This window comes from Neptunomonas sp. ABH4_499, assembly GCF_056160565.1.
The window spans coordinates 148,809-170,559 of sequence record NZ_JBSWXK010000008.1; the positions used below are offsets into that span (position 1 = coordinate 148,809).

21 protein-coding genes are annotated in these 21,751 nt (G+C 49.8%); 7 read left to right on the forward strand and 14 right to left on the reverse strand.

Going from position 1 to position 21,751, the window contains the following annotated elements:
* Positions 1 to 2: 2 nt before the first annotated feature.
* The 9 genes from ACXAF9_RS10445 to ACXAF9_RS10485 form a co-directional block, all read right to left on the reverse strand.
* Positions 3 to 1,187 carry an iron-containing alcohol dehydrogenase gene (locus ACXAF9_RS10445; RefSeq protein WP_475073756.1) on the reverse strand — a complete coding sequence of 395 codons (1,185 nt, stop codon included), beginning with the start codon at positions 1,185 to 1,187 and terminating at the stop codon, positions 3 to 5.
* Between the two features lie 88 nt (positions 1,188 to 1,275).
* Positions 1,276 to 2,631: a TRAP transporter large permease gene (locus ACXAF9_RS10450; RefSeq protein WP_475073760.1), complete on the reverse strand. Its 1,356-nt coding sequence runs from the start codon at positions 2,629 to 2,631 to the stop codon at positions 1,276 to 1,278.
* On the reverse strand, positions 2,621 to 3,259 hold the full coding sequence (locus ACXAF9_RS10455; RefSeq protein WP_475073763.1) for a TRAP transporter small permease subunit: 639 nt from the start codon (positions 3,257 to 3,259) through the stop codon (positions 2,621 to 2,623). Before ACXAF9_RS10455 ends, ACXAF9_RS10450 begins: the two co-directional genes overlap by 11 nt.
* A gap of 59 nt (positions 3,260 to 3,318) precedes the next feature.
* Entirely contained in the window at positions 3,319 to 4,401 is a 1,083-nt protein-coding gene (locus ACXAF9_RS10460) for a TRAP transporter substrate-binding protein (RefSeq protein ID WP_475073767.1), read from the reverse strand.
* A gap of 294 nt (positions 4,402 to 4,695) precedes the next feature.
* On the reverse strand, positions 4,696 to 4,995 hold the full coding sequence (locus ACXAF9_RS10465) for a SemiSWEET transporter (RefSeq protein ID WP_475073769.1): 300 nt from the start codon (positions 4,993 to 4,995) through the stop codon (positions 4,696 to 4,698).
* A gap of 342 nt (positions 4,996 to 5,337) precedes the next feature.
* The gene (gene folM, locus ACXAF9_RS10470; RefSeq protein ID WP_475073771.1) at positions 5,338 to 6,057 is read right to left on the reverse strand and encodes a dihydromonapterin reductase; all 720 of its coding nucleotides are present in this window, start codon (positions 6,055 to 6,057) and stop codon (positions 5,338 to 5,340) included.
* A 23-nt stretch (positions 6,058 to 6,080) separates the two neighbouring features.
* The gene (gene folX / locus ACXAF9_RS10475; protein ID WP_475073774.1) at positions 6,081 to 6,452 is read right to left on the reverse strand and encodes a dihydroneopterin triphosphate 2'-epimerase; all 372 of its coding nucleotides are present in this window, start codon (positions 6,450 to 6,452) and stop codon (positions 6,081 to 6,083) included.
* An 8-nt stretch (positions 6,453 to 6,460) separates the two neighbouring features.
* Entirely contained in the window at positions 6,461 to 7,888 is a 1,428-nt protein-coding gene (locus ACXAF9_RS10480) for a cryptochrome/photolyase family protein (RefSeq protein ID WP_475073777.1), read from the reverse strand.
* Positions 7,885 to 8,859 carry a YbgA family protein gene (locus tag ACXAF9_RS10485; RefSeq protein ID WP_475073779.1) on the reverse strand — a complete coding sequence of 325 codons (975 nt, stop codon included), beginning with the start codon at positions 8,857 to 8,859 and terminating at the stop codon, positions 7,885 to 7,887. Before ACXAF9_RS10485 ends, ACXAF9_RS10480 begins: the two co-directional genes overlap by 4 nt.
* Positions 8,860 to 9,061: 202 nt before the next feature.
* On the opposite strand from ACXAF9_RS10485, the gene ACXAF9_RS10490 reads away from it, so the two are divergent.
* Complete coding sequence (locus tag ACXAF9_RS10490; protein ID WP_475073781.1) at positions 9,062 to 11,038, forward strand: methyl-accepting chemotaxis protein; 1,977 nt, start codon at positions 9,062 to 9,064, stop codon at positions 11,036 to 11,038.
* Here ACXAF9_RS10490 and ACXAF9_RS10495 read toward each other — a convergent pair.
* Genes ACXAF9_RS10495 through ACXAF9_RS10505 form a run of 3 tightly spaced genes read right to left on the reverse strand, consistent with a single transcriptional unit; the run spans position 11,026 to position 13,164 of the window.
* Positions 11,026 to 11,931, reverse strand: coding sequence for an RluA family pseudouridine synthase (locus ACXAF9_RS10495; RefSeq protein ID WP_475073784.1), 906 nt, complete (start codon positions 11,929 to 11,931; stop codon positions 11,026 to 11,028). The genes ACXAF9_RS10490 and ACXAF9_RS10495 overlap by 13 nt on opposite strands.
* Positions 11,928 to 12,686, reverse strand: a complete 759-nt coding sequence (locus ACXAF9_RS10500) for a TlyA family RNA methyltransferase (protein WP_475073787.1) — start codon at positions 12,684 to 12,686, stop codon at positions 11,928 to 11,930. The genes ACXAF9_RS10495 and ACXAF9_RS10500 overlap by 4 nt, the downstream gene beginning before the upstream one ends.
* Before the next feature lie 4 nt (positions 12,687 to 12,690).
* Positions 12,691 to 13,164, reverse strand: coding sequence for an Lrp/AsnC ligand binding domain-containing protein (locus ACXAF9_RS10505; RefSeq protein ID WP_475073789.1), 474 nt, complete (start codon positions 13,162 to 13,164; stop codon positions 12,691 to 12,693).
* A gap of 127 nt (positions 13,165 to 13,291) precedes the next feature.
* On the opposite strand from ACXAF9_RS10505, the gene ACXAF9_RS10510 reads away from it, so the two are divergent.
* From ACXAF9_RS10510 to ACXAF9_RS10520, 3 genes are all read left to right on the forward strand, one after another.
* Positions 13,292 to 14,548, forward strand: a complete 1,257-nt coding sequence (locus ACXAF9_RS10510; protein WP_475073791.1) for a D-amino acid dehydrogenase — start codon at positions 13,292 to 13,294, stop codon at positions 14,546 to 14,548.
* 39 nt (positions 14,549 to 14,587) lie between these two features.
* On the forward strand, positions 14,588 to 14,974 hold the full coding sequence (locus ACXAF9_RS10515) for a RidA family protein (protein WP_475073793.1): 387 nt from the start codon (positions 14,588 to 14,590) through the stop codon (positions 14,972 to 14,974).
* Positions 14,975 to 15,114: 140 nt separating this feature from the next.
* Positions 15,115 to 16,098 (forward strand): sensor domain-containing diguanylate cyclase, encoded by a 984-nt coding sequence (locus ACXAF9_RS10520; RefSeq protein ID WP_475073796.1) that lies wholly within the window; start codon positions 15,115 to 15,117, stop codon positions 16,096 to 16,098.
* Between the two features lie 36 nt (positions 16,099 to 16,134).
* Here ACXAF9_RS10520 and ACXAF9_RS10525 read toward each other — a convergent pair whose 3' ends face one another.
* Positions 16,135 to 16,719 carry a YecA/YgfB family protein gene (locus tag ACXAF9_RS10525; RefSeq protein WP_475073798.1) on the reverse strand — a complete coding sequence of 195 codons (585 nt, stop codon included), beginning with the start codon at positions 16,717 to 16,719 and terminating at the stop codon, positions 16,135 to 16,137.
* 108 nt (positions 16,720 to 16,827) lie between these two features.
* On the opposite strand from ACXAF9_RS10525, the gene recQ reads away from it, so the two are divergent.
* Genes recQ through ACXAF9_RS10540 form a run of 3 tightly spaced genes read left to right on the forward strand, consistent with a single transcriptional unit; the run spans position 16,828 to position 20,193 of the window.
* Complete coding sequence (gene recQ, locus ACXAF9_RS10530) at positions 16,828 to 18,948, forward strand: DNA helicase RecQ (RefSeq protein WP_475073800.1); 2,121 nt, start codon at positions 16,828 to 16,830, stop codon at positions 18,946 to 18,948.
* Entirely contained in the window at positions 18,949 to 19,383 is a 435-nt protein-coding gene (locus ACXAF9_RS10535; RefSeq protein WP_475073804.1) for a YqaA family protein, read from the forward strand. It begins immediately after the preceding gene.
* An 18-nt stretch (positions 19,384 to 19,401) separates the two neighbouring features.
* On the forward strand, positions 19,402 to 20,193 hold the full coding sequence (locus tag ACXAF9_RS10540; RefSeq protein WP_475073807.1) for a hypothetical protein: 792 nt from the start codon (positions 19,402 to 19,404) through the stop codon (positions 20,191 to 20,193).
* Between the two features lie 74 nt (positions 20,194 to 20,267).
* On the opposite strand, the gene gltA is transcribed toward ACXAF9_RS10540, so the two are convergent.
* Positions 20,268 to 21,545, reverse strand: coding sequence for a citrate synthase (gene gltA / locus ACXAF9_RS10545; RefSeq protein WP_475073812.1), 1,278 nt, complete (start codon positions 21,543 to 21,545; stop codon positions 20,268 to 20,270).
* Between the last annotated feature and the right edge of the window lie 206 nt (positions 21,546 to 21,751).

Sequence of the window (21,751 nt, forward strand, 5' to 3'; positions counted from 1 at the left end):
GGTTAAATCTCCTGATGCCACACTTTTTCGTAAAGGGTGATCATTTCGTCAATGGTAGGTACTTTTGGATTATTTCCAGGGGAGCCGGAGGCCAAGGCTTGCTCTGCCATGGTGGCTCTTAGCTCAAAGAAGCGGGATTGGTCGACGCCAAACTCAGCTAAGGAGGGCACCGACAGCTCCTGATTGAGGGCCTGTAATTCTTGGATCAACTTGTTACATGCGGTCTGATCATCATCGCAATAATCAGCCACCCCAATCGCTTTGGCGCAATCAGCGTAACGCCCTTTAGCACTTGGGATCGAAAACGCCGTAATGGCCGGTAACAGCATGGCGTTCGATAGCCCGTGCGGAACATGGAAAAACGCGCCAATAGGGCGGCTCATACCGTGCACCAGTGCAACGGAGGCCGCTGAAAACGCAATGCCGGCTAAGGTGGAGCCGAGCATCATCGCTTCACGTGCTTCGTCGTCCGATGGGGTGTGGTAAACGCGTCTTAGGTGTGGGCCGATTAAGCGCATTGCCGCCAGTGCTTGCTGGTCACTGTAGGGGTTGGCTTTTTGGCTGACGTACGCTTCGATGGCATGTGTTAGGGCATCGATACCGGTATCTGCCGTGACCCGCTTGGGCAGTGATAACGTCAGTTCATAATCAATGAGTGCAGCCACTGGCATAAAGCCGACACCGACGCACAGCATCTTCTCGTCAACTTTGTCATCGGTAATGATGGTAAAGCGCGTGGCTTCCGATCCCGTACCTGCCGTGGTGGGGATCGCGATGATCGGAAGGCCGGTTTCGGATACATCCCGCGGGAATTTATAGTCGCGCATGGTGCCGCCAAACTTCCCTAAGATCGAGATCGCCTTGGCCGAGTCAATGGGGCTGCCGCCGCCAAGGGCAATAATGGCATCAAAGGACTCACCGTCCGCTAATCCATCGGTGACCGCTTTTACACCAGCCGTTATCGAGTCTTCGGTCGGTTCTGGTACGGTATCGGCAAAGACACCGTGACGGATCTGGTGTTGATCCAATACCGCCGATAACCGTCCTACGTAACCTAGCTCCACCATCATCTTATCGGTGATGATGAGCGGTTTACTGCAATTAAGCGCGCTGAGCACGGATGGAAGTTCTTTGGACGCGCCTGCGCCTACCTGCATGACTCTTGGCAGTATGATGCGATTAGACATGGCTGCCTCTCCTTTTATGGTTGCTCTGTACCCTAACTGGGTGGTTTTTTTTAGAAGGCCGTCTCGGTGACCGATCCGGCCAGATGCGTTATTGGCCGTACGCGACACTCGGTAACCAAGTTACAATCCCTTGCCACCAGAACACGATGGTGAGGCCGACCAGTTGAATCACAATAAAGGGGATAACACCGCGATAAATGGTGCCGACACTGATGCCGGCCGGGGCTACTCCTTTTAGATAAAAGAGGGCAAAGCCAACCGGTGGTGTTAAAAAGGATGTCTGTAAGCAGACGGCAAACAAAATGGTGAACCAGACAAGATCAAAACCTAAGTTGGCAATAACCGGTGCCACCAACGGCAGAATGATCAGCGTAAGTTCGATCCAATCCAGGAAGAACCCAAGGATAAAGGTGCACAACAAAATCGTGATCACGATACCGGTTGGGCCAAAGGGTAAGCCCGTTAGCGCGTTTTCGATCAGCTCATCGCCACCTAGGCCTCGCAGCACCAGTGAAAAGGCGGTCGCACCCAACAATAGGGCAAAGATGAAAGCCGTGGTTTTGCTGGTTTCTTGGCACACCTCTTTTAGAACCGTGCGGTTTACACGTCCCTTTACGAACGCCAATAAGGTTGCACCCGCAGCGCCAACGCCGGAAGCTTCCGTTGGGGTCGCAATGCCCGCAAAGATGGAGCCCAGCACTGCAAAGATCAGTCCTGCTGGTGGCAAAATCGATTTAAACACATTCCATACCAAGCCTGCAGTCACCGGTTCCGCATCTTTAGGGGCCGGTGCAATGCTGGGTTTTAGCCAGCCGATGATCAAGATGTAAGCGATGTAAAGTCCTGCCAACAACATGCCGGGGAAGAGCGCACCCAGGAAAAGATCTCCCACTGAGATGCCTAAACGATCCCCCATCATCACCAGCATGATGCTGGGGGGGATCAAGATACCTAAGGTGCCCGTACTGCAGACCGTGCCGCAGGCCAATTCTTGGTTATAGCCTTGCTTCATCATGAGTGGGATGCCAAGCAAGGCCAGCAACACCACCGAAGCACCAATGATGCCGGTGGATGCCGCCAGCAACAGACCAACAAAGGTAATCGTAACCGCAAGCCCGCCGCGTACACGACCAAATAGGCGAACCAAGTTGGACATTAAGTCCTCGGCCACGCCGCTTCGATCCAGCATTAAGCCCATAAAGACAAACATGGGCAGTGCGACAAGCACCCAGTTGGTCATCACATCCCAAATACGTGGCACAACGATCGATACGTACTGCCAATCAATGCCAATCCAGGTATCAAACGTCGTGTCCATAAAGATGGCTAACGCCGAGAAGGCGACGGCTACACCGCCTAAAACCCAAGCGACCGGAAAGCCAGTAAAGAGTAGGGCGATAAAACTTGCGAACATCGCTATGGCGAGAATCTCATTAATTTCCATGAGTGATCTCCTGTTCGGTTGTGATCGCTAAGCGTTTGAAAAAGAGATGGCAGAGCACCCGAGATAATCGAGATAAGACCGCGAAGCCGAGCAATACAAAGCCGACCATCAACATGGCTTTTATGGCCCAACGATAGGGTAAGCCGCCGGGGGCGTTTGAGACTTCGCTCAACTCGAAGGAGTAGCTGATGAATGGCCCTGCATACCAGATCACCAACACCAGAAACGGCATCAACAGTAGGGCGATGCCAAGAAGTTCGATCCAAGCTTGAGTGGTCAGAGAGAGTCGATCATAAATCAGATCAACCCGAACATGATCGTCGTGCACAAAGCAGTAAGAGAGGCCAAATAGCCAGCCCATGGCGTACAAATGCCATTGAAGCTCTTCAAACTCAATTCGGCCTTCGCCTACGACGTAGCGCAATAAAACGTTACCGACAATCACCACCATCAGGACAATCCAAAGGTAGCTGGCCAGCTCGCCAATAGCGCCCAATAGGTTATCGAACGTCCGCGATAAACGGGTATGCGGGAGTGTGGTATGTGACGCGATGTTATCGAGATTCAGGTGCGGGTCACCCGTCTGAATCGCAGGTACTGCGTCCAAATAGTCCGTTCTTTGATTCATGATGTTCTGCCTATAAACGAGGGGAGGAGGCAGGCACTCGCGCCTGCCTTATGTGCGACTTACTCGTAATCGCGTGGCAGATACGCCATGGTTTTCCAGCGGCGATAATCTTTCAGGAAGTTTTGTTGGGACTCATAAATGGCTTTGAAATCGGCGTCTTTGGCCGCTTGTTCCTCAAGGACTTTGACGCTGGCTGTTTTAAGCTCTGCCAATAATGGCTCAGGGATTTTACGGGCTTTAACGCCCTTGGCATCAAACCCAGCCATTACAGCCCCTTGTAGGGATTCACCACGGGTTAGGCCGCGCAGAGTACCTGCGGTACAGGCCATATCGATCATGGAGCGTTGCGCATCGCTTAGTCCATTCCAAACCTCGGTATTCACCACAAGGTGGGAGGCGGTGAACGGCTGGTGCCACCCCGGGAAGTAGTTGTTTTTGGCGACCTTATCAAAGCCCATCATCTGGTCGATGGCTGGCATCGAGAACTCAGAGGCATCGATGGCGCCTTTCTCAAGGGCTGGGAAAATCTCCCCGCCTGGGATGGTCGTGACCGAAGCCCCGAGTGACTGCAGCACCTGACCGCCAAGGCCCGCAAAGCGGACTTTTAACCCTTTAAGGTCATCAATGGTGTTGAACTCTTTCTTAAACCAACCTGCGGTTTCTGGCCCAATCACAGAGCAAAGTACCGGGTGAACACCGTGTTTGGCGTATAAGTCTTCGGCCAGTTTTTGGCCTTCGCCTTCGTACCACCAGGTGGCAAACTCCCATGGTTCCATACCAAAGGGCACGGCGGACAAGAGCGCAGAGGCCGGAATCTTACCTTGGTCGTAAGCCAACCAAGCGTAGCCTGCCGGGATTTGGTTATTCTTAACCGCTTCGGTGATACCAAACGGTGGGACGATTTTGCCAGGTTCAAAGACTTTGAACTGAATGTTACCGCCGCTGGCGGCCTTGATCTGTTCGCTTACGTGGTTGATGGGGTCTCCTAGCCCCGGTAAGTGTGTGCCAAACACCGCTTGAACCTTCCAGCGAACCTTTTCATCCTCTGCTTGTAACAGCGGGGATGTGGTGGCGGCCGCTAAGCTGCATGCCAGTGCGATAGGGGTGATTAAGCGTTTGAACTTAGGTGTAGATGATCTCATAACAAACTCCATTTTTATTATTTTGGGATTTTGTGTCTCATTTAAGAGATTTTTTGTTTTACGCCTAGAGTGAAATGCGTGTCAATAATTTTTTAAAATGAGATTTAATGTCTCGTTTTAATTGAGTTTATCTGATGTCGACCGTGTGAAACTTAAGTTGCTGAAATGAGGAGGGATCTTATTGCGGGTGGGGTCAAGAATGATCCGTGTGAGAAAAGTAACTTTTACGACCAATGTCGTAGGCATAAAAAAGGCCCAACCGTTGCCGGTTGAGCCTCTTTTACAAAGGGGAAATCAGTTGGCGACTTGCAATGTTTGCGTCGCAGCTGCGGCTTTTTTAGCACGCTTGTAAATGGTCAGGCTAAGAACGGTCGCCGCCAAGATAAAGGTGACTAAATTGGCTGCGATCATGGGGATATCCTTCACGATCAGGCCGTAAGCGAGCCACATACCGACACCGAAAGTGAAGATGGTGTACATCTGCAGTGAGATACCATCCACGTTGCCTGTGCGGATAATCTGAAATACTTGTGGGATGAAAGCCGCCGTTGTACAGAACGCAGCAATCAGGCCCAAAACAGTTGTGTGTTCCATTGGGTTACCTCTGTGATTACTACTTGTGCTACGCACAAGCCACTCCCCGATTGTCGCCGGTTCGTCTTGTTTCATTCATTAAATTTGGGGATCAGTCACCGAGGACACGGTGCTGAGAGGTTCTTGTTATGTATGCGAGGAATTCTAGTAATGAAAGTGGGGGTATGCAATTCTACAGAGCGTTAATTTAGCCCTCATATTTTTAATCATTCCGGCTAAAACGTTAGAAAAACTCACCAGTGAAGGATAAGTGTATGATCTTAAAATAATGATGTTTTTACATCAAAAAATCGCAAAACACCGCATAAAATCTACAAAGCGGTGTATTGCGTTCAGGAGAGATTATTTCAGGTGTCGACCACCGTCAACGTTGAGTGTGCGCCCTGTGACATACCGGCTTCTAAGCAGGTACTCTACCGCTTCGATCACTTCGGCGGCACCCGGTGCAATTTCCATCAGAGACTTTTTCAAGGTTTTCGATTTGTACTGATCATCATCCGACTCATTAAACATGATCATCGCCGGTGCAATCGAGTTAACTTTCACCTTCGGGGCCAACATCGCCGAAAAAGACAGCGTCATGTTCGCAAGAGCCGCTTTACTGGCCGCATACGCAACGTGTTTTTGACTGCCGCGCTCAGCCACATAATCGGTCATGTGGATGATGTCGCTGCTTTCGCCCTCGTAGGCAAGTAACAAGTCGGTGAGCAGGCGGTTGATCTCGTAAGGGGCACCCGCGTGAACTTGCATCATTTTCTGGAACACGGACTCTGGCGGCAAGTTGCTGCTTTCAGGAATCCAGTCCGATGCGTTGTGAATGATGCCCCGCAACGATGAGTGTTGGGATTCAATCTGCTGTATTAATCGCAGCACCGAAGATTGCTCGTAAAGGTCGCACTCATACAGCTCTGCCCCTTTGGCTTTTAACGCATCGATGCTCTCGTAATGGGTTCGGTAGGTGCCAATAATAGGTTGGTCGTTAGCCAGAAAGTGCTCCGCCAAGGCCAAGCCGATGCGTTTGCCAACACCGGTAATCAGAATAGGGGCTTTAATATCAGTCATGATTGTCTCCTACAGCGTTGCGATCAGTCGCAGTGCTTTTCGAGTGTCAGGGACACAGAATCGGCAAAACGTAAGGCGTGCGGCTTATCGATGGTCACCGATGCAAACTTGACCCAAGAGTGCTCGCTACAAATATCGAGCACATCCGCGACCAGTTTTTCCAGTAGCAAAAATCGCCCACTTTCAACATGCGAAATGATCTTCTTAGTGACCACTTTGTAGTTTAGAGCATCTTGAACGTTATCGGTTTCGTACGCGTTTTCCGCGGGGTAGTGGATCTCATAGTTGATGATCACATCCTGCTGCTTTTGGCGCTCTTCTTCATTGAACCCGATGAAGGTTCTCAGCCTTAAATTGGTTACCCGTATGATGGCGTTGCTGATTTTCTCACTCATTCGGGTTCTTACTCCTTAATCGATGACAACGCATCTAAAGCACGCTGCCGTGACGCTTTTAAATCGACGATGGGCTTTGGGTACTCTTTGCCTAATGTGACACCGGCGGATTTTAGAGTATCGCTTGGGGCTTCCCATGGTTTATGAATGTACTTGTCTGGTATCTGACTCAGTTCGGGCACATAGGTACGGATGTAATCGCCGTGCTTATCGAACTTTTCCCCTTGTAATACGGGGTTAAAAATCCGGAAGTAGGGTGCCGCATCAGCACCACAGCCCGCAATCCATTGCCAACTGGCGCTGTTACTGGCCAAATCGGCATCCAATAGCGTATCCCAAAACCATTGCTCGCCCAAGTGCCAATGATGCAGTAGGTTCTTGACTAAAAAGGAGCCCACAATCATCCGTACGCGGTTATGCATATAGCCGGTTTGCCAGAGCTCGCGCATGCCTGCATCAATAATTGGATAACCGGTTTGGCCTATTTGCCACGCTTCTAACTCGTTGCTTTGTTGGGCTTTCCAGGGGAAGCGATTAAATTTCTCCTGCAGGTTATGCCAAACAATCTCGGGCTGATGATACAAGAGGTAATAGGAAAACTCGCGCCAACCCAGCTCGCTCAAAAAAGTGTCTAGGTTACTGTCATCTTGTTTATGAGCGGCGGCAGCTTCTAGTGCACTGTACCAAGCGGTGTTGGGTGATATTTGGCCAAAATGCAGATAGGGCGACAGTTTGGAGGTGGCCTCTTTAGCTGGCTCGTCCCGGCCTTGTTTGTACATGGGTAAGCCATGGTTTAAAAAGTGCCCAAGCTGTTTTCGCGCGCCAGCTTCGGTGGGCGTCCACGACGCTTCCATCTCTTTGTACCATGGGATATCTGGTATTAAAGCCAGGCTATCAATGGATTGACCCTTTACGCTGTGGGATGCGTATTGCAGCTTTGGTGCTTCAATCGGCTCCCTAGGAGAGGCCGATTTAAGGCAGCCTTTTCTATAGTAAGGGGTGAACACTTTATACGGTGTGCCGTCTTGTTTTGTGACAGTCCATGGCTCCCACAAAAGAGATCCATTTAAGCTGTCGACGTGAATGTCCATGGATTTGAGTGAGGCTTTAATCTCTTTGTCCCGTGCGATGCGCCAAGGCTCATAGCAGCGGTTCCAGTAGACAGCCTGTGCGTCGGTGTTTTTGGCAAGCTCTGTGATCTGCTCTTTGGCAGGCCCTTGTAAAACTACCAAATGTCCATCCAGCGCATCATTCAAATCGTTCAGTGCGTGATGTAACCACCAAAGACTCGCACCGCCCATCTTCCATTCAGAGGCGGTGTCATCGTCCAGTATGTAGACAGGGATAACCTCACCCGCTTTGGCGGCTTCACTTAAACCTGGGTTGTCTGCTAAACGTAAATCTTGTCGAAACCAAAAAATCACTGGCTTCTTCATATGGTGTTCCTTAAACCGAGCGCGGCAGGGTAGGGCTCGAGGTATCGTTGAGCGCGGATGTAGTCGCTACCGTGCAATTTAATGTAGTGATGCAGCAAGGTCACTGGCGTCGCTAAATTGATATCTCCACGCTGGTATTGCTCGATGATATCGACGATGTTTTGGCGCTCTTCGCCTGAAACGGTTTTCTTCAAATAGCCCAAAATGTGTAAAAGTACGTTCGCGTGCCCGCCGCGTTTGGCAGACTTAGAAATCGCCGCAGTAAATTCGGCTTGGTATTCATCTATAAAAGGCTCAAGCGGCAGATCCGCGCTAGTGGCGAGCTTCTTACCCAGCGATTTGTACGTCGCCTGATGATGTGCCATCAGTAAGTACTTGTAGCTGCTGTGGAATTGAAGCAGGTTGTGGTAGCTCGGCTGCTCGCGCACTTGAGTTCGGAAATGGTAATGCGCATAAACCCGCATGATAAAGTTTTCGAAAAGATGATCATCGTGAAGGTGACCTTCCTCTTCAACGGGCATGAGAGGGTAACGTTCCATTAATGCTTGTGTGAATAACCCGCGACCACGCTGATTATGCGGATGCCCATTAGGTTGATATATTTTGATCCGCTCTAACCCGCAGCTTGGTGAGTTTTTCATCAAAATGTAGCCATCTAAATGATCGCAAGCGGCTACTTTTTTCGAAAAACCTTCGATGAGCTTATCGGTTAGATCCGATGTGTCATCGTTGCTGTAACGCAGCACCGGTTGATTTGGGTCACCGGTTAAACGCATTGTTGGGCGAGGTGTCGGAAAGCCCGCGGCCACTTCAGGGCAAAAACGTACGTAATCAAAATACCGATCAAGCACTTTTAAGCAGAGCCGGGATTGGCTGTGCCCGCCGTTAAAACGGACATTATCACCTAATAAACACGCACTGATGCCCACCGGAATTTTAAAATCGGGTTCTGGAATGGCTCGATGAGGCATTTCGCATCTCCTTTAACTTTTCAATTACTTACGTCCGGTTTTAAGGGTTAGATCACCTACAGCGCCCGTTGTTTCTGGGCCTCGCTACTTTTTGTTATAAAGCAATTTGTTCATCTTACGTTAATATTAAGTGAGCAGGGCGCTTTTTAAGCGTAGACCCAGCGAGTATTCGTCAGCAAGTCAACGGAATTTCAGGCAGGCCATGAAGAACCTCAGTTTTAGTAAGAAATTGATGTTGTTGGTGTCGGCGCCGTTTTTGGTGTCGGTCATATTAATCGCAGACGAAGTGTGGAACGCTTCGAAGGTGTATTTTGATGAAAAGCGTCTAGTCGAAAATATGCTTTTTGCTGAAGTCAGTAGCCAATTAGTGCACGAGCTTCAGAAAGAGCGCGGTGCCACTGCAGGCTTTTTAGCCTCCAAAGGCAGTGCGTTTAAGGATGGGTTAGCTAAGCAGCGAGTTTTGACCAATGAAGCTTTAGCTACATGGCAAAGCTACATGCAATCGACCAATGTCGAAGGTGCCATGCAAGAGGTCAAATCCCAAGCATCCAAACGGTTAGGGCAGCTTACCGACATTCGAAAACAGGTAGACAGTCAGTCCATCGCTTTGGGCGAAGCGTTGAGCTATTACACTGGCAATAACAAAGTATTGCTCTCCAGTGCGTTGATTACGTCCTCCCAGTCTAATGATGTGGAGCTCGCAAAATACGCGGTTTCTTATTACGACTATCTGCAAGGTAAAGAGCGTGCGGGTATCGAGCGGGCGGTGCTAAGCAGTACCTTTGCCGCCGACCGGTTTCTCCCCGGGTTTTTTGCACGATTTATTACACTCTTGACCGAACAAAACACCTACTTTGATCATTTCTCGAAGCTATCGCCTAAGCCGATCTTGAAACACTACCAAGGGGCGATGGAAGATGCGGCCGTTAAAGAGGTGGAGCGCTTAAGATCGCTGGCAAAAGAGAAGAGCGATACAGGTGGGTTTGATGTGGTTTCGACCTACTGGTTTGAGCAATCGACCAAGCGGATCAATCTGATTAAAGGGGTAGAGGATCAATTGGCGACCCATTTGATTGAGGTGTCCAATGACCACCTTAACTCGTCTCTGGCGAAGCTGATCTTTCTCTTGGTGTTGTTGGTCGTATTGGTGGTTGCCACCATCGGTATCACAGTGAAGACCATGGCCACCCTAACTAAGCAGGTTAAATCCTTAGCGGCCACGATGGATAAGGTACAGAACAATCGTGATCTGTCGGCCCGCGCCGAGGTGGTGTCGGAAGATGAGTTGGGTCAGGTGGCCAAGGGCTTAAATGCGACTTTGAAAGCCTTTTCGATTGACTTTCAGGGGCTTGCGGATAACTGCGCTCGGTTGGTAACCATTGCTCGTGAAACCAGTCAGGTGGCTTTGCACAGTGCACAAAAGCTTTCGGAGCAGCAACAGCAGACCACGCAAGCCGCTACCGCCATTGAGGAGCTTTCCACCGCCGTGCAAGAGGTGGCGAGCAACACACACAACTCAGCTGACCGTGCTCAAAGCGCTAGTGATATCGCTAAAAGCGGGCATGTGGTGGTGCGCGGCTCGGTGTCTGCGGTCAATGAGTTGGCCAATGATGTGGTGCAACTCAGTGAAATGATCGGCAAGTTGCACTCCAGTAGCATCAGTATCTCGAATGTCGTCGAGGTGATTAACAACGTATCGGATCAAACCGGGTTGTTGGCTCTGAACGCGGCCATTGAGGCAGCGCGCGCCGGCGAGCAAGGCCGAGGCTTTGCGGTGGTAGCCGACGAGGTACGCGCACTTGCACAGCGCACACAAAGCTCGACGACCGAAATTGCGCAAATTATTCAAACCTTGCAAACCGAGGTGGATGCGGCCTTTAAACTGGTGGAGCTTAATCAGGAGAAGATGCACGCTTCAGTGGAGCAAACGCACGAAGTCGAGACCTCCTTGGATGGGATTGTCAGTGCCGTGCACAGCATAACGCAGTTATCGACTCAGATTGCCTCGGCCTCCGAGGAGCAATCGCACGTGCTTAAAGATGTGTCAGCTCGCATTGCCATGATCGATGCCAACTCATCGGAAGTCTCAGGCGCGGCGGATCAGATTGGAGCTTCGGCTAAAAATCTCTTTGATATGTCTCAATCGTTGGAGCAAATGGTTAAACGTTATTCGCTGTAGAAAAAGCGAGTGTGGACTTGGGCTGCCTTGGCAGCCCTTTTTTTTGAAGGTTCCTTCGCTTTGAAGGGTTCTGGTAGGGCAATATTGACCTGATCTCGTCGCATGGGGCATTGGTAGCTCAGGCGATAAGCAATCAATTGAAGGCCTTCGCGGTTTTTGTTGTTTTGCCCATAGCGAGGGTCACCCATGATGGGGTGGCCGATGCTTTCAAGGTGACGGCGAATCTGGTGCGTACGCCCTGTTTCAAGATCAACGTCGACTTCCGATGTGTTGCGCTCGGGGTCAAAGCCTAGATTTTGAATGTGGGTAATCGCGGTACGGTCATCCAACGGCGTTGAGATCGTCTCTTTCTCAGGGGGATCGCCCAAAACTATGGCACGGTATCCTTTTTTAATCTCACCGTTTTGGAACAGCTCACTGAGTTGAGCGGCCATTTTCTTGTTGTGCGCAATGATGATTAAACCGCGTGTTTCACGGTCCAGTCGATGTACCAAGAAGACCTCCCGTTTATTGTCCAACAGCTTCTCGACAATACGAAGCATCGACATATGATCGCCAAAATCGGTGCCTTGGCTCATGACGCCAGCCGGTTTAAACCAAACCGAGTACCCCATTCGGTCTTCTAAACAGGAGGGCATGGGCGGCTTTAACGATAAAAGGTGCGCATCGTAATGAAAGATCACCTGATCACCCGGCTGAATGGCCGTTTCGGCTCGGCGTACTCGTTTGGTTTGCTTACCCCGTTTCAGTTGCACCGCACCTTTATTCATGGCGTCTTTAATGCGGCCTTTCGGCAAGCCTGTTTCTGCGGCCAAAAACGCCGCTAGGTTACGCTGTGCTTCCTTGGCGGTCTCTTTATAGGTTAAACGTTCGATCGGCTGAGATCCGCTCATACTTTTTTCGCCCACAATAAAAATTCTCGATTCCCATCACCGCCTTTGATAGGGCTTTCGGTGTAACCCAAAACGGATAAATCATTCTGCTCGCAGCAAGAGGTAATGCTCTGTTTAACCGACTCAAATAACGAGCTGTCTTTAACGATGCCGCCTTTGCCGATCCCGTCTTTTCCCACTTCAAACTGGGGTTTCACCAAGGTGATCAACATGCCATCTCGTTTAAGCAAAGGGGGAAGGTTTGGCACGATTTTCGTTTGAGAGATAAAGGATACATCCATGACGGCCAGATCAAACCCCGCTTGATCGAGCGTGTGTGACACTAAATTGGCAGGCAGTGTGCGAGCGTTCATCCCTTCAAGGCAGATAACGCGAGGGTCATCTTTTAAAGAGGCGTCGAGTTGATCATGCCCCACCTCGATGCCGACAACCTTGGAGGCTCCGCCTTGCAGTAAGCAGTCGGTAAATCCACCGGTCGATTGGCCTACATCGATGGCTGTTAACCCAGTCACATCAATCGAAAATTGCTCAAGTGCGCCAAGCAGTTTTAAAGCCCCACGTGAGACGTAGCGGTCAACTTCGGCCAGTTCTATGTCAAGCTCTGAGTCAGAGGCCAGTTTTAACCCAGGTTTAGTAAGCACCTCTAACCCTTTGGGTGTTTGTAATCTTACTTGGCCATTTTTAATCAAGCGTTGGGCATGCGTGCGCGTTTTGGCGTGGCCTAGCTCAACCAATAAGAGATCCAGTCGTTGCATCAAATTAGCCTTGCAGCGGCACAGGAATGTTAAAGGACTCTTTAACCTCTTCCATCACGATGTAGCTTTTGGAGTTCTTAACACCCGGCAAAGTGAGCAACATGTCGCCAAGCAGTGCTCGGTACTCCGACATATCTTTGATGCGTGCTTTTAATAGGTAGTCCGAGTCACCCGAGACGAGATGACACTCCATGATGTAGGGGAGGTTGGATACCGCGCGGTTGAATTTCTCGAAGGCATCGGGTGATTGGTAAGAGAGCGATATCTCAACAAACACCAACATGCTGTAGCCCAGCACTTCTGGGTTGAGGCGTGCATAGTAACCTTCGATAAACCCATCTTTTTCAAGGCGTTTTACCCGTTCGATACAAGGCGTGGTGGATAATCCCACTTTGTCAGCAAGGTCGGTATAGGAGATGCGACCCTCTTTTTGAAGGGTAGAAAGAATGTTGCGATCGATGCGGTCTAGTTTTCTCATGTTTTTGCTGTTGATTTTGAATATTGTGGTTTTATTACCTGTATTATAACCCAAAAACAATAAAAAATTATCGCTATTTTCATCTAATCTAGCGATATATATCGTTAACTAAGAGGTTGGCTCGGCAATGAACATCGTTGTTCTAGGCAGTGGCGTCGTGGGTGTTACCACCGCTTACTATTTGGCAAAATCAGGTCACGAAGTGACCGTCATCGATCGTCAGGCGTCGCCTGCTATGGAAACAAGCTTTGCCAATGCCGGTCAGATATCGCCAGGTTATTCTGCCCCTTGGGCAGCGCCAGGTGTACCACTTAAAGCGATCAAGTGGATGATGCAAGACCTTGCACCGCTTCGCATCAAACCTATGGCTGATCCTGCATTTCTGAAATGGATGTTTCAGATGATCAGTAATTGTACTCAAGACGCTTACCAGATCAACAAATCCCGCATGTTACGTGTGGCTGATTACAGCAGTGAGTGTATCGAACTGATCACCCAAGAGCATAATCTGCAGTACGACCACCGCAATGGCGGTACGCTTCAAGTGTTCCGTACCGATAAACAAGCCGAAGCGGCTAAGGCCGATATGCGCATTCTGGACGAGTGCGGTGTGGCTTACGAGTCCTTGGATGTCGCAGGTTGTGTGGCCAGCGAACCTGCGCTCGATCACGTTAAAAGCAAGCTGGTAGGTGGTCTGCGTTTGCCAGGCGATGGTACAGGCGATTGCTACAAGTTTACCAATGGCTTAGCGGATGTGTGTATGTCAATGGGTGTAAACTTTCGTTTCAACACAGAAATTGTCGGTCTGGAACATGCCGGTGGTGAGATTACCGGTGTTACAATCGCAAGCGGCGAGCGTGTGGTTGCAGATTGCTATGTCGTTGCGATGGGCAGTTACAGTCCTTTGTTGCTTAAGCCTTTGGATATTCATTTACCGATCTATCCAGTTAAAGGGTACTCGCTGACCATGCCGGTCGTAGATGAGTCGCGCGCACCTGTCTCTACCGTGATGGATGAGACTTACAAAGTCGCGGTAACGCGCTTTGATGATCGTATTCGAGTGGGCGGCACAGCTGAGTTGACTGGACTTGATCTGAGCTTGCCTGCGGATCGTCGTCGCAATGCGGATTTCGTTGTGACCGATCTGTTCCGCGGCTGTGTCGATCTGAAACAAGCCGACGTTTGGACGGGCTTGCGCCCAATGACCCCAGATGGGACACCGATTTTAGGTGAGACTAAATTCCCGAATCTGATCCTGAACACCGGACACGGTACACTGGGTTGGACCATGGGGGCTGGGTCTGCGAAGTACGTCAGTGATATCATCAACGGCCAAAAGCCGGACATTGATCCAAGTGGCTTGAGTGTTGATCGATATCGTTAATCGATTTATTTAACTATTTATTGTGTAAGAGGATTCTTCATGTCTCGTACAATCATCTCGACTGAAAAAGCGCCTGCGGCGATCGGTACATACTCTCAAGCGGTTAAAGTGGGTAACACGGTTTACCTGTCTGGCCAGATCCCTCTGAACCCAGAAACCATGGAAATGGAGATGGATTCTTTCGAAACACAAGCGGTACGTGTTTTCGAAAACTTAAAAGCCGTTGCTGAAGAAGCGGGCGGTTCATTGGCGGATTTCGCTAAAATCACCATTTTACTGTCTGACCTTAAGTACTTTGCTCAAGTAAACGAAGTGATGGCGCGTTACTTCTCTGAGCCATACCCAGCTCGTGCGGCTTATGCGGTTAAAGCGCTGCCAAAAGATGCAGACATCGAAGTTGAAGCGATTATGGTGCTGGATAAGTAATTTCCTGACCTAAAAGTTCAAAAAAGGGGCTTCGGTTTTACGATGTCCCTTTTTTTAACCTAAGAGTTGGTCTATTCTGACAAACATTAAGGCGGTTTGATAAAGATACGAACGTCGCTTTCCAAGCAAGGCTGGTGTCTATGACCCCATCGCATCTGTTTTTGAGCTCTATCCTAGACTCTTTAAATGAGAGTATTGTTGTGCTTGATGCTCAAGGGCGGATTCAATACGTGAATCGCAGCTGGAGGTCGTTTGGCGAAGCAAACCAATGCGCCAGTGGCGAGATGTGGATAAACAGCAGCTATTTAGATGTGTGTCACGCTGCCGCTCGGACGGGGGATCAGTTTAGCGAGCAGGCGGCCGAAGGCTTAATGGGTGTCATTGAGCGCAAGCAAACCTCCTTTTTTATGGAATACCCCTGTCACAGCCCCGATGAAAAGCGCTGGTTTATGATGTGCGTTACCCCCTTTGACTATGACAACCAGACGTTTTTCGTGATTACGCATCAAGATGTGACAGAGCGTAAGCTGGCGGAAGAAGAGGTAGAGTCGCTGGCCAAGCTCGATGGACTTACGGGGATAGCGAATCGCCGCACGTTTGATGAGTTTGTATTAACGGAATGGAATCGCTGTAAGCGAACCAAGGACGCGATCTGTTTGGCCTTGTTGGACATCGATTACTTTAAACGATTAAACGACACGTATGGCCACCAAACCGGTGATGAATGCTTAAAGCGTATAGCGACGCTCATGAAAGGCTTCTCGCAGCGACCAAGTGATTTGTGTGCCCGCTATGGCGGTGAGGAGTTTGCACTGGTGTGGGGAGGCATCAAGCTTAAAGACGCTTACGTGATGGCCGCGGATCTTCTGAAGCAGATCGAACTGCTCAAAATAGATAACGAGCACTCTTCTGTGTCGGAGTTCGTTACGGCAAGTATCGGACTGGTAGAGATGAAACCAAGTCAAAACGACGAATGTCACCTCTTGATCAGTCAAGCGGATAGACTCTTATACGAAGCAAAAGCGTCTGGGCGAAACGCCATTAAACTCTCAAAAACGTTACTCGGTATGGCTTCGCCACAGAGTGACGGTTACAAAGCGCCTCTTCGTAAAATAGGGCATTAAAAAACCACCCTATGGGTGGTTTTTTAGGATCTGCGCTTATTTCTCTGGTGAGTGGAACACCAAGTACAAGTCGATCAGTAAGTCTGGGATCTCGTTCACCATCTGGTAAGAGAGGCGCTTATTGCGGCGAATCTCTTTAAACTCAGGGTCATCAAACAAGTTTGACGCGACCATGATCGGCAGCATTAGCTCGGCGATGGTGTCTTCTTTAGTGTGATTGAACCATGCTTCTTCGTTTAAGAACACGCCTTCCATAAAGGCTTGCGCCCAAAGCTCAAGCTCCGGCTCTTCATCATTTGATTCGCTTTCCAAGGTCAGGTCGCAAGGCATTTCAAGCTCACGATCACTGTAAAGATCATCATGGATGTTGTTCTTCCAACGATCCAAGATGGTTAGGATGGTTTTCTTCTCGTCTTCAGAGCACTCAGGCTCGCCGTCAAAGATGATCTTAAACCATTCGTTTTGTTCGATGACGACAGGGCTGATCGAAATCGCACACAGCAAAGCGTGAATGCCAATCAGATCTAATGAGTCTTCCGACACCGCATCAGAGAAAATAAAGTTTTCCAGAGTGTCCAGATCAGCATCGGTAATAGGGGTGTTCAGGGTCGCTTGCGCCATGGTGTTTTCCTTGGAATCAAATATGGTGCGTATTCTACTCCCAGTGATCGCAAACGTCAGTGATAATTTTGGATGACACTGATGGACTCATGCCGGATAATTTGCGCCATGATCGATCAAGCCCGCCATTTGTTAAAAGAAATCTTTGGATACGACCAATTCCGCACCGTTCAGGAAGAGGTTGTATTGTCGTCGGCATTCGGAAGGGATGTGTTGGTGATTATGCCCACCGGCGGCGGAAAGTCGCTGTGTTATCAGTTGCCCTCTTTAATGAGAGAAGGGGTGGGGATTGTTGTCTCCCCATTGATCGCGCTGATGCAAGATCAGGTAACGGCATTGTCCCAATTAGGTATCCGGGCGGCGTGTTTAAACTCGGTGCTGGACCCGATGGTTCAGATGGAAGTTGAACAAGCCTTGCGGGTAGGGGATTTGGACCTTCTCTACATTGCGCCAGAGCGCCTGACGCAACCAAGAACACTAGCGCTGTTGCAAGAGGCTAAAATCGCGTTATTCGCCATTGATGAAGCGCACTGTGTGTCCCAGTGGGGACATGATTTTAGGCCGGAATACCTGAAACTTGCACAGCTTGCTAAGAAATTCCCAGAAGTCCCGCGCATTGCGCTAACGGCTACGGCCGACCCAAGAACGCAAGATGAGATCGTCACACGCCTAGAGCTTCGTGACGCGCACATTGTTGTGCAGGGGTTTGATCGACCCAATATCCGTTATCGCATCATGCAAAAGAATCGCGCCAGAGAGCAACTGCTTGATTTTATTAAGCGCGAGCATGCATCCGATGCCGGGATTGTCTATTGCTTATCACGCAAGCGGGTTGAGGAAACTGCGGCTTGGTTGTGCGAAAAGGGCTTCAACGCGCTGCCGTATCATGCGGGTTTAAGCAATGATTTAAGGCAGCATCACCAGCACCGTTTTCTGACCGAAGAATCCGTCATCATGGTTGCGACCATTGCCTTTGGGATGGGGATAGATAAGCCCAATGTGCGTTTTGTCGCGCATTTGGATCTTCCTAAAAGTATCGAGGCCTATTATCAGGAAACAGGGCGGGCAGGGCGTGATGGTCAGCCGGCTAATGCTTGGATGGTGTATGGCCTACAAGATGTGATCTTTCTTCGACAAATGTTAGAAGGTTCGCAAGCGGGTGAGCGCTTTAAGCAAGTCGAGCGGCAAAAGCTTGAGGCGATGTTAGGGCTTTGTGAGATCACTACGTGTCGGCGACAGGTGTTACTCAACTACTTTGGTGAAGATCAGCACGTTGAGTGCGGTAACTGCGATACCTGTCTGGAACCTGTGGAGCAGTGGGATGGTACTGAAGCCGCCAGACAAGCGTTGTCGGCCGTATATCGAACTGGCCAGCGCTTTGGTGTGAATCACGTGGTGGATGTCCTGATGGGCAATCGCACCGACAAAGTGACCAGCGAAGGGCACGATAAGGTGTCTACCTTTGGTATAGGCAAAGGCTTAAGCAAAGCTCAGTGGCGTTCGGTGTTTCGTCAGTTGGTGGGGCGTGGTTATTTGAAAGTGGATGCCGATGGTTACGGTGTCTTGCAGTTGGCTGAGCAGTGTCGTCAGCTTCTAAAGGGCGAAGAGTCCCTTATGCTTCGTCGGGACAACGAAAAAGGGCGTGGTTCGACTCAGAAAGGTCGCACCGCCCAGTCGCAACTCTCACGCGAGGATTACGAACTTTGGGAATCGCTTAAAAAACTGCGTAAACGCTTGGCTGATGATCAAGATGTACCGCCGTACGTCATCTTCCACGATGCGACCTTGATGGAAATGGTCATGAACCGGCCAGCGAACGCGTTTCAACTCCAGCGCATTAGTGGGGTAGGTGATAAAAAGCTCGCCTTGTATGGTGAGGCCTTCCTAGAGGTCATCCGTGAGGCAGATCAAGGCGGGGTATCGGTTGATCTGCAAGCGAGCGAGAGCGTTGCCCTCTTTAAAAGCGGTATGAGTGTTGCGCAGGTCGCGCGTATGCAAAAGTTATCGGATAAAGTGATCTATAACCATCTGGCAGGCGCGATTGGTGAAGGGCTAATCCCTGTGGAAGAGGTGGTTGAGCTGCCATCGCAAGCGCTGAATCAGATTCGCTCGGTGATCGAAATGTGTGAAGCGGAACACGGCCGGGCACTTCAGCCTGTATTTGATATGTTAGATGGCGAATACAGCTTGGGCATCTTAGCGTGTGTCCGAAAGTCGATGGCGTTATAAGTGCTTGAGCACACGACGCTCTGGGGGCTGGCGCTATCTGGGTTTGTGTCTTCCACCTTATTGCCAGGTGGCTCTGAGGTCTTATTTGTTTATCTTGTGAATCAAGCAAAGACTGAACCTGTACTGCTCTTTATCACCGTAACGTTCGCTAATGCTTTAGGGTCATGGGTGACCTATGCGATGGGATGGTATGCGGCGCATTTTAAACGGCTTCAGCTTCCACCAGGCAAACACCCTCGTGTGCAAGCATGGCTTAAACGATACGGTGTCTGGGGGCTGTTTTTTGCGTGGCTGCCTGTGGTGGGTGATCCGCTTTGTTTGTTAGCGGGCTGGTTACGGTTGCCTGTGTTCATCTCGGCCGTGGTGATTTTGCTGGGTAAAGCCGCGCGTTACGCCACTCTCTGGTGGTTAGCAGTCAGTGTTGTAAGTGTCTAAAGTAAGAAGGGAGTCGATATGCCGTTCTGGCGCAGTGTGCGAATTCTAGTTCTGTTGCTGGTGCTGCTGTTTGTAGCGGTCAATACCTATTTGTCGAAGCTAAGAACAACCGATTGGGATGTCCCGCTCTGGGTTGTGATCTACCCCATTAATGCCGATGGCAGTCAAGCGTCCGATCAGTACATAAGCACATTGGTTGAATCAGATTTTGATGATATTGAAGCCTTCTTTGAGCGTGAGGCTAGACGTTACCGGTTAAGGCTAGACCAGCCTGTACATGTGCTTTTGTCCGACCCGCTTGAGTCATTGCCGCCTGAGCCGCCTGTTAATCCAAGTATTTTGGATAATGTGCTCTGGAGTTTGCATATGCGACTCTGGTCCTGGTGGGAGGATAACTGGCAAGGTGCGAAACCGGATGTGCGCATCTATATGCGATTTTATGAGCCAGAGAAAGATAAAATGCTTAAGCACTCGTTGGGGCTTCAAAAAGGCTTGATCGGTTTGGTCAATGCTTTTGCATCCCCAAAACAGCAAGGGCAAAATCATCTTATTGCGGCACACGAGCTTTTGCACACCGTAGGGGCATCGGATAAATACAACCCAGCGAATGGTTGGCCTATTTGGCCAGAAGGGTATGCAGAGCCCAATAAGATACCTCGGTTTCCTCAGACTCATGCGGAGATTATGGGTGGTCGTGTTCAGGTGACCCCATCCGTAGCATTAATACCACCCTCGTTAGATGATGTGGTTATGGGCGCTGCGACGGCCATTGAGATAAACTGGATGTCACCCGAAGCGCAGCAACCTTAATCGCACATCGGTAAGACTAAGTGTTAAAGGTACAAAAAAACCGCCCATTGGCGGTTTTTTTAATGAAGCGGAGATTACTTTTTAGGGTAGTCGCGCTTGCTTGTGCCTGTGTACAGCTGGCGTGGACGGCCGATTTTGTTCGGGCTGCTGTGGAATTCATTCCAGTGCGAGATCCAGCCGATAGTACGAGACAGGGCGAAGATCACAGTAAACATGTTGGTTGGAATACCAATGGCTTTCAGAATGATGCCCGAGTAGAAGTCTACGTTCGGGTACAGCTTACGCTGAACAAAGTACTCGTCTTCCAGTGCGATCTGCTCTAGGCGAGTTGCGATTTTCAACAGTGGGTCGTTGATGCCCAGTTCTGCCAATACTTCGTCACAAGTTTTCTTCATAACTTTGGCGCGTGGGTCAAAGTTACGGTAAACACGGTGACCGAAGCCCATCAGACGGAAGTTGTCTTCAGGATCTTTCGCGCGTTGAATAAATTCAGGAATATTGGCCTCATCACCAATCTCTTCCAGCATGGTCAGAACAGCTTCGTTCGCACCACCGTGAGCAGGTCCCCAAAGGGCGGCGATGCCTGATGCGATACATGCAAATGGGTTAGCGCCAGAAGAGCCAGCCAGACGTACTGTCGACGTAGAAGCGTTCTGCTCGTGGTCGGCGTGCAACAGGAAGATGCGGTCCATTGCTTTTGCGATAACAGGGTTTGGTTTGTATTCCTCGCAAGGGTTACCAAACATCATTTGCAGGAAGTTATCAGCGTAGCTTAGGTCGTTACGTGGGTACATGAACGGCTGACCGATGCTGTACTTGTAACACATAGCTGCAATCGTAGGCATTTTAGCGATCAGACGGTAGGCACATACTTCGCGGTGGTACGCATCGTTGATGTCCAGAGAGTCGTGATAGAACGCAGACAGAGCACCTACTACGGCAACCATGATGGCCATCGGGTGGGCATCACGGCGGAAACCGTTGAAGAAGTGGCTCATTTGTTCGTGAACCATGGTGTGGCGCTTGATGGTGTTCTCGAACTCTTGTTTTTGTTCTGGTGTTGGCAATTCACCGTTCAATAATAGGTAACAAACTTCCAGGTAATCGGAGTTTTCGGCCAGTTGTTCGATTGGGTAGCCGCCGTGAAGCAGAACACCATTACCGCCATCAATGTAAGTGATTTTTGATTCACAAGCAGCGGTAGAAACAAAACCAGGATCGTAGGTAAATAAGCCTTTGCCAGTTAAGGGGCGAACGTCGATAACATCGGGGCCTTCCGTACCGGAATAGACAGGTAGTTCAATAACATCTTCAAGACCATCGACAGTCAAACGTGCTTTCTTATCAGCCATCAGAGGCTCCTATCATTTTGATTGTTGTGTAATGACGCTACTTTTAATAGGTCATAAGTGAGTCTTGGTCCGATTAGGACTCGCTCAATATAGAGATTGACCCAAAATTGTCAATCAAGGGCATTACTAAGTTTACCGCAATGCAACAAAGGAGTGTTAATTTTTACCTATAATAGAAGAAAGAGAGAATTGCCATTTAGTTGAAT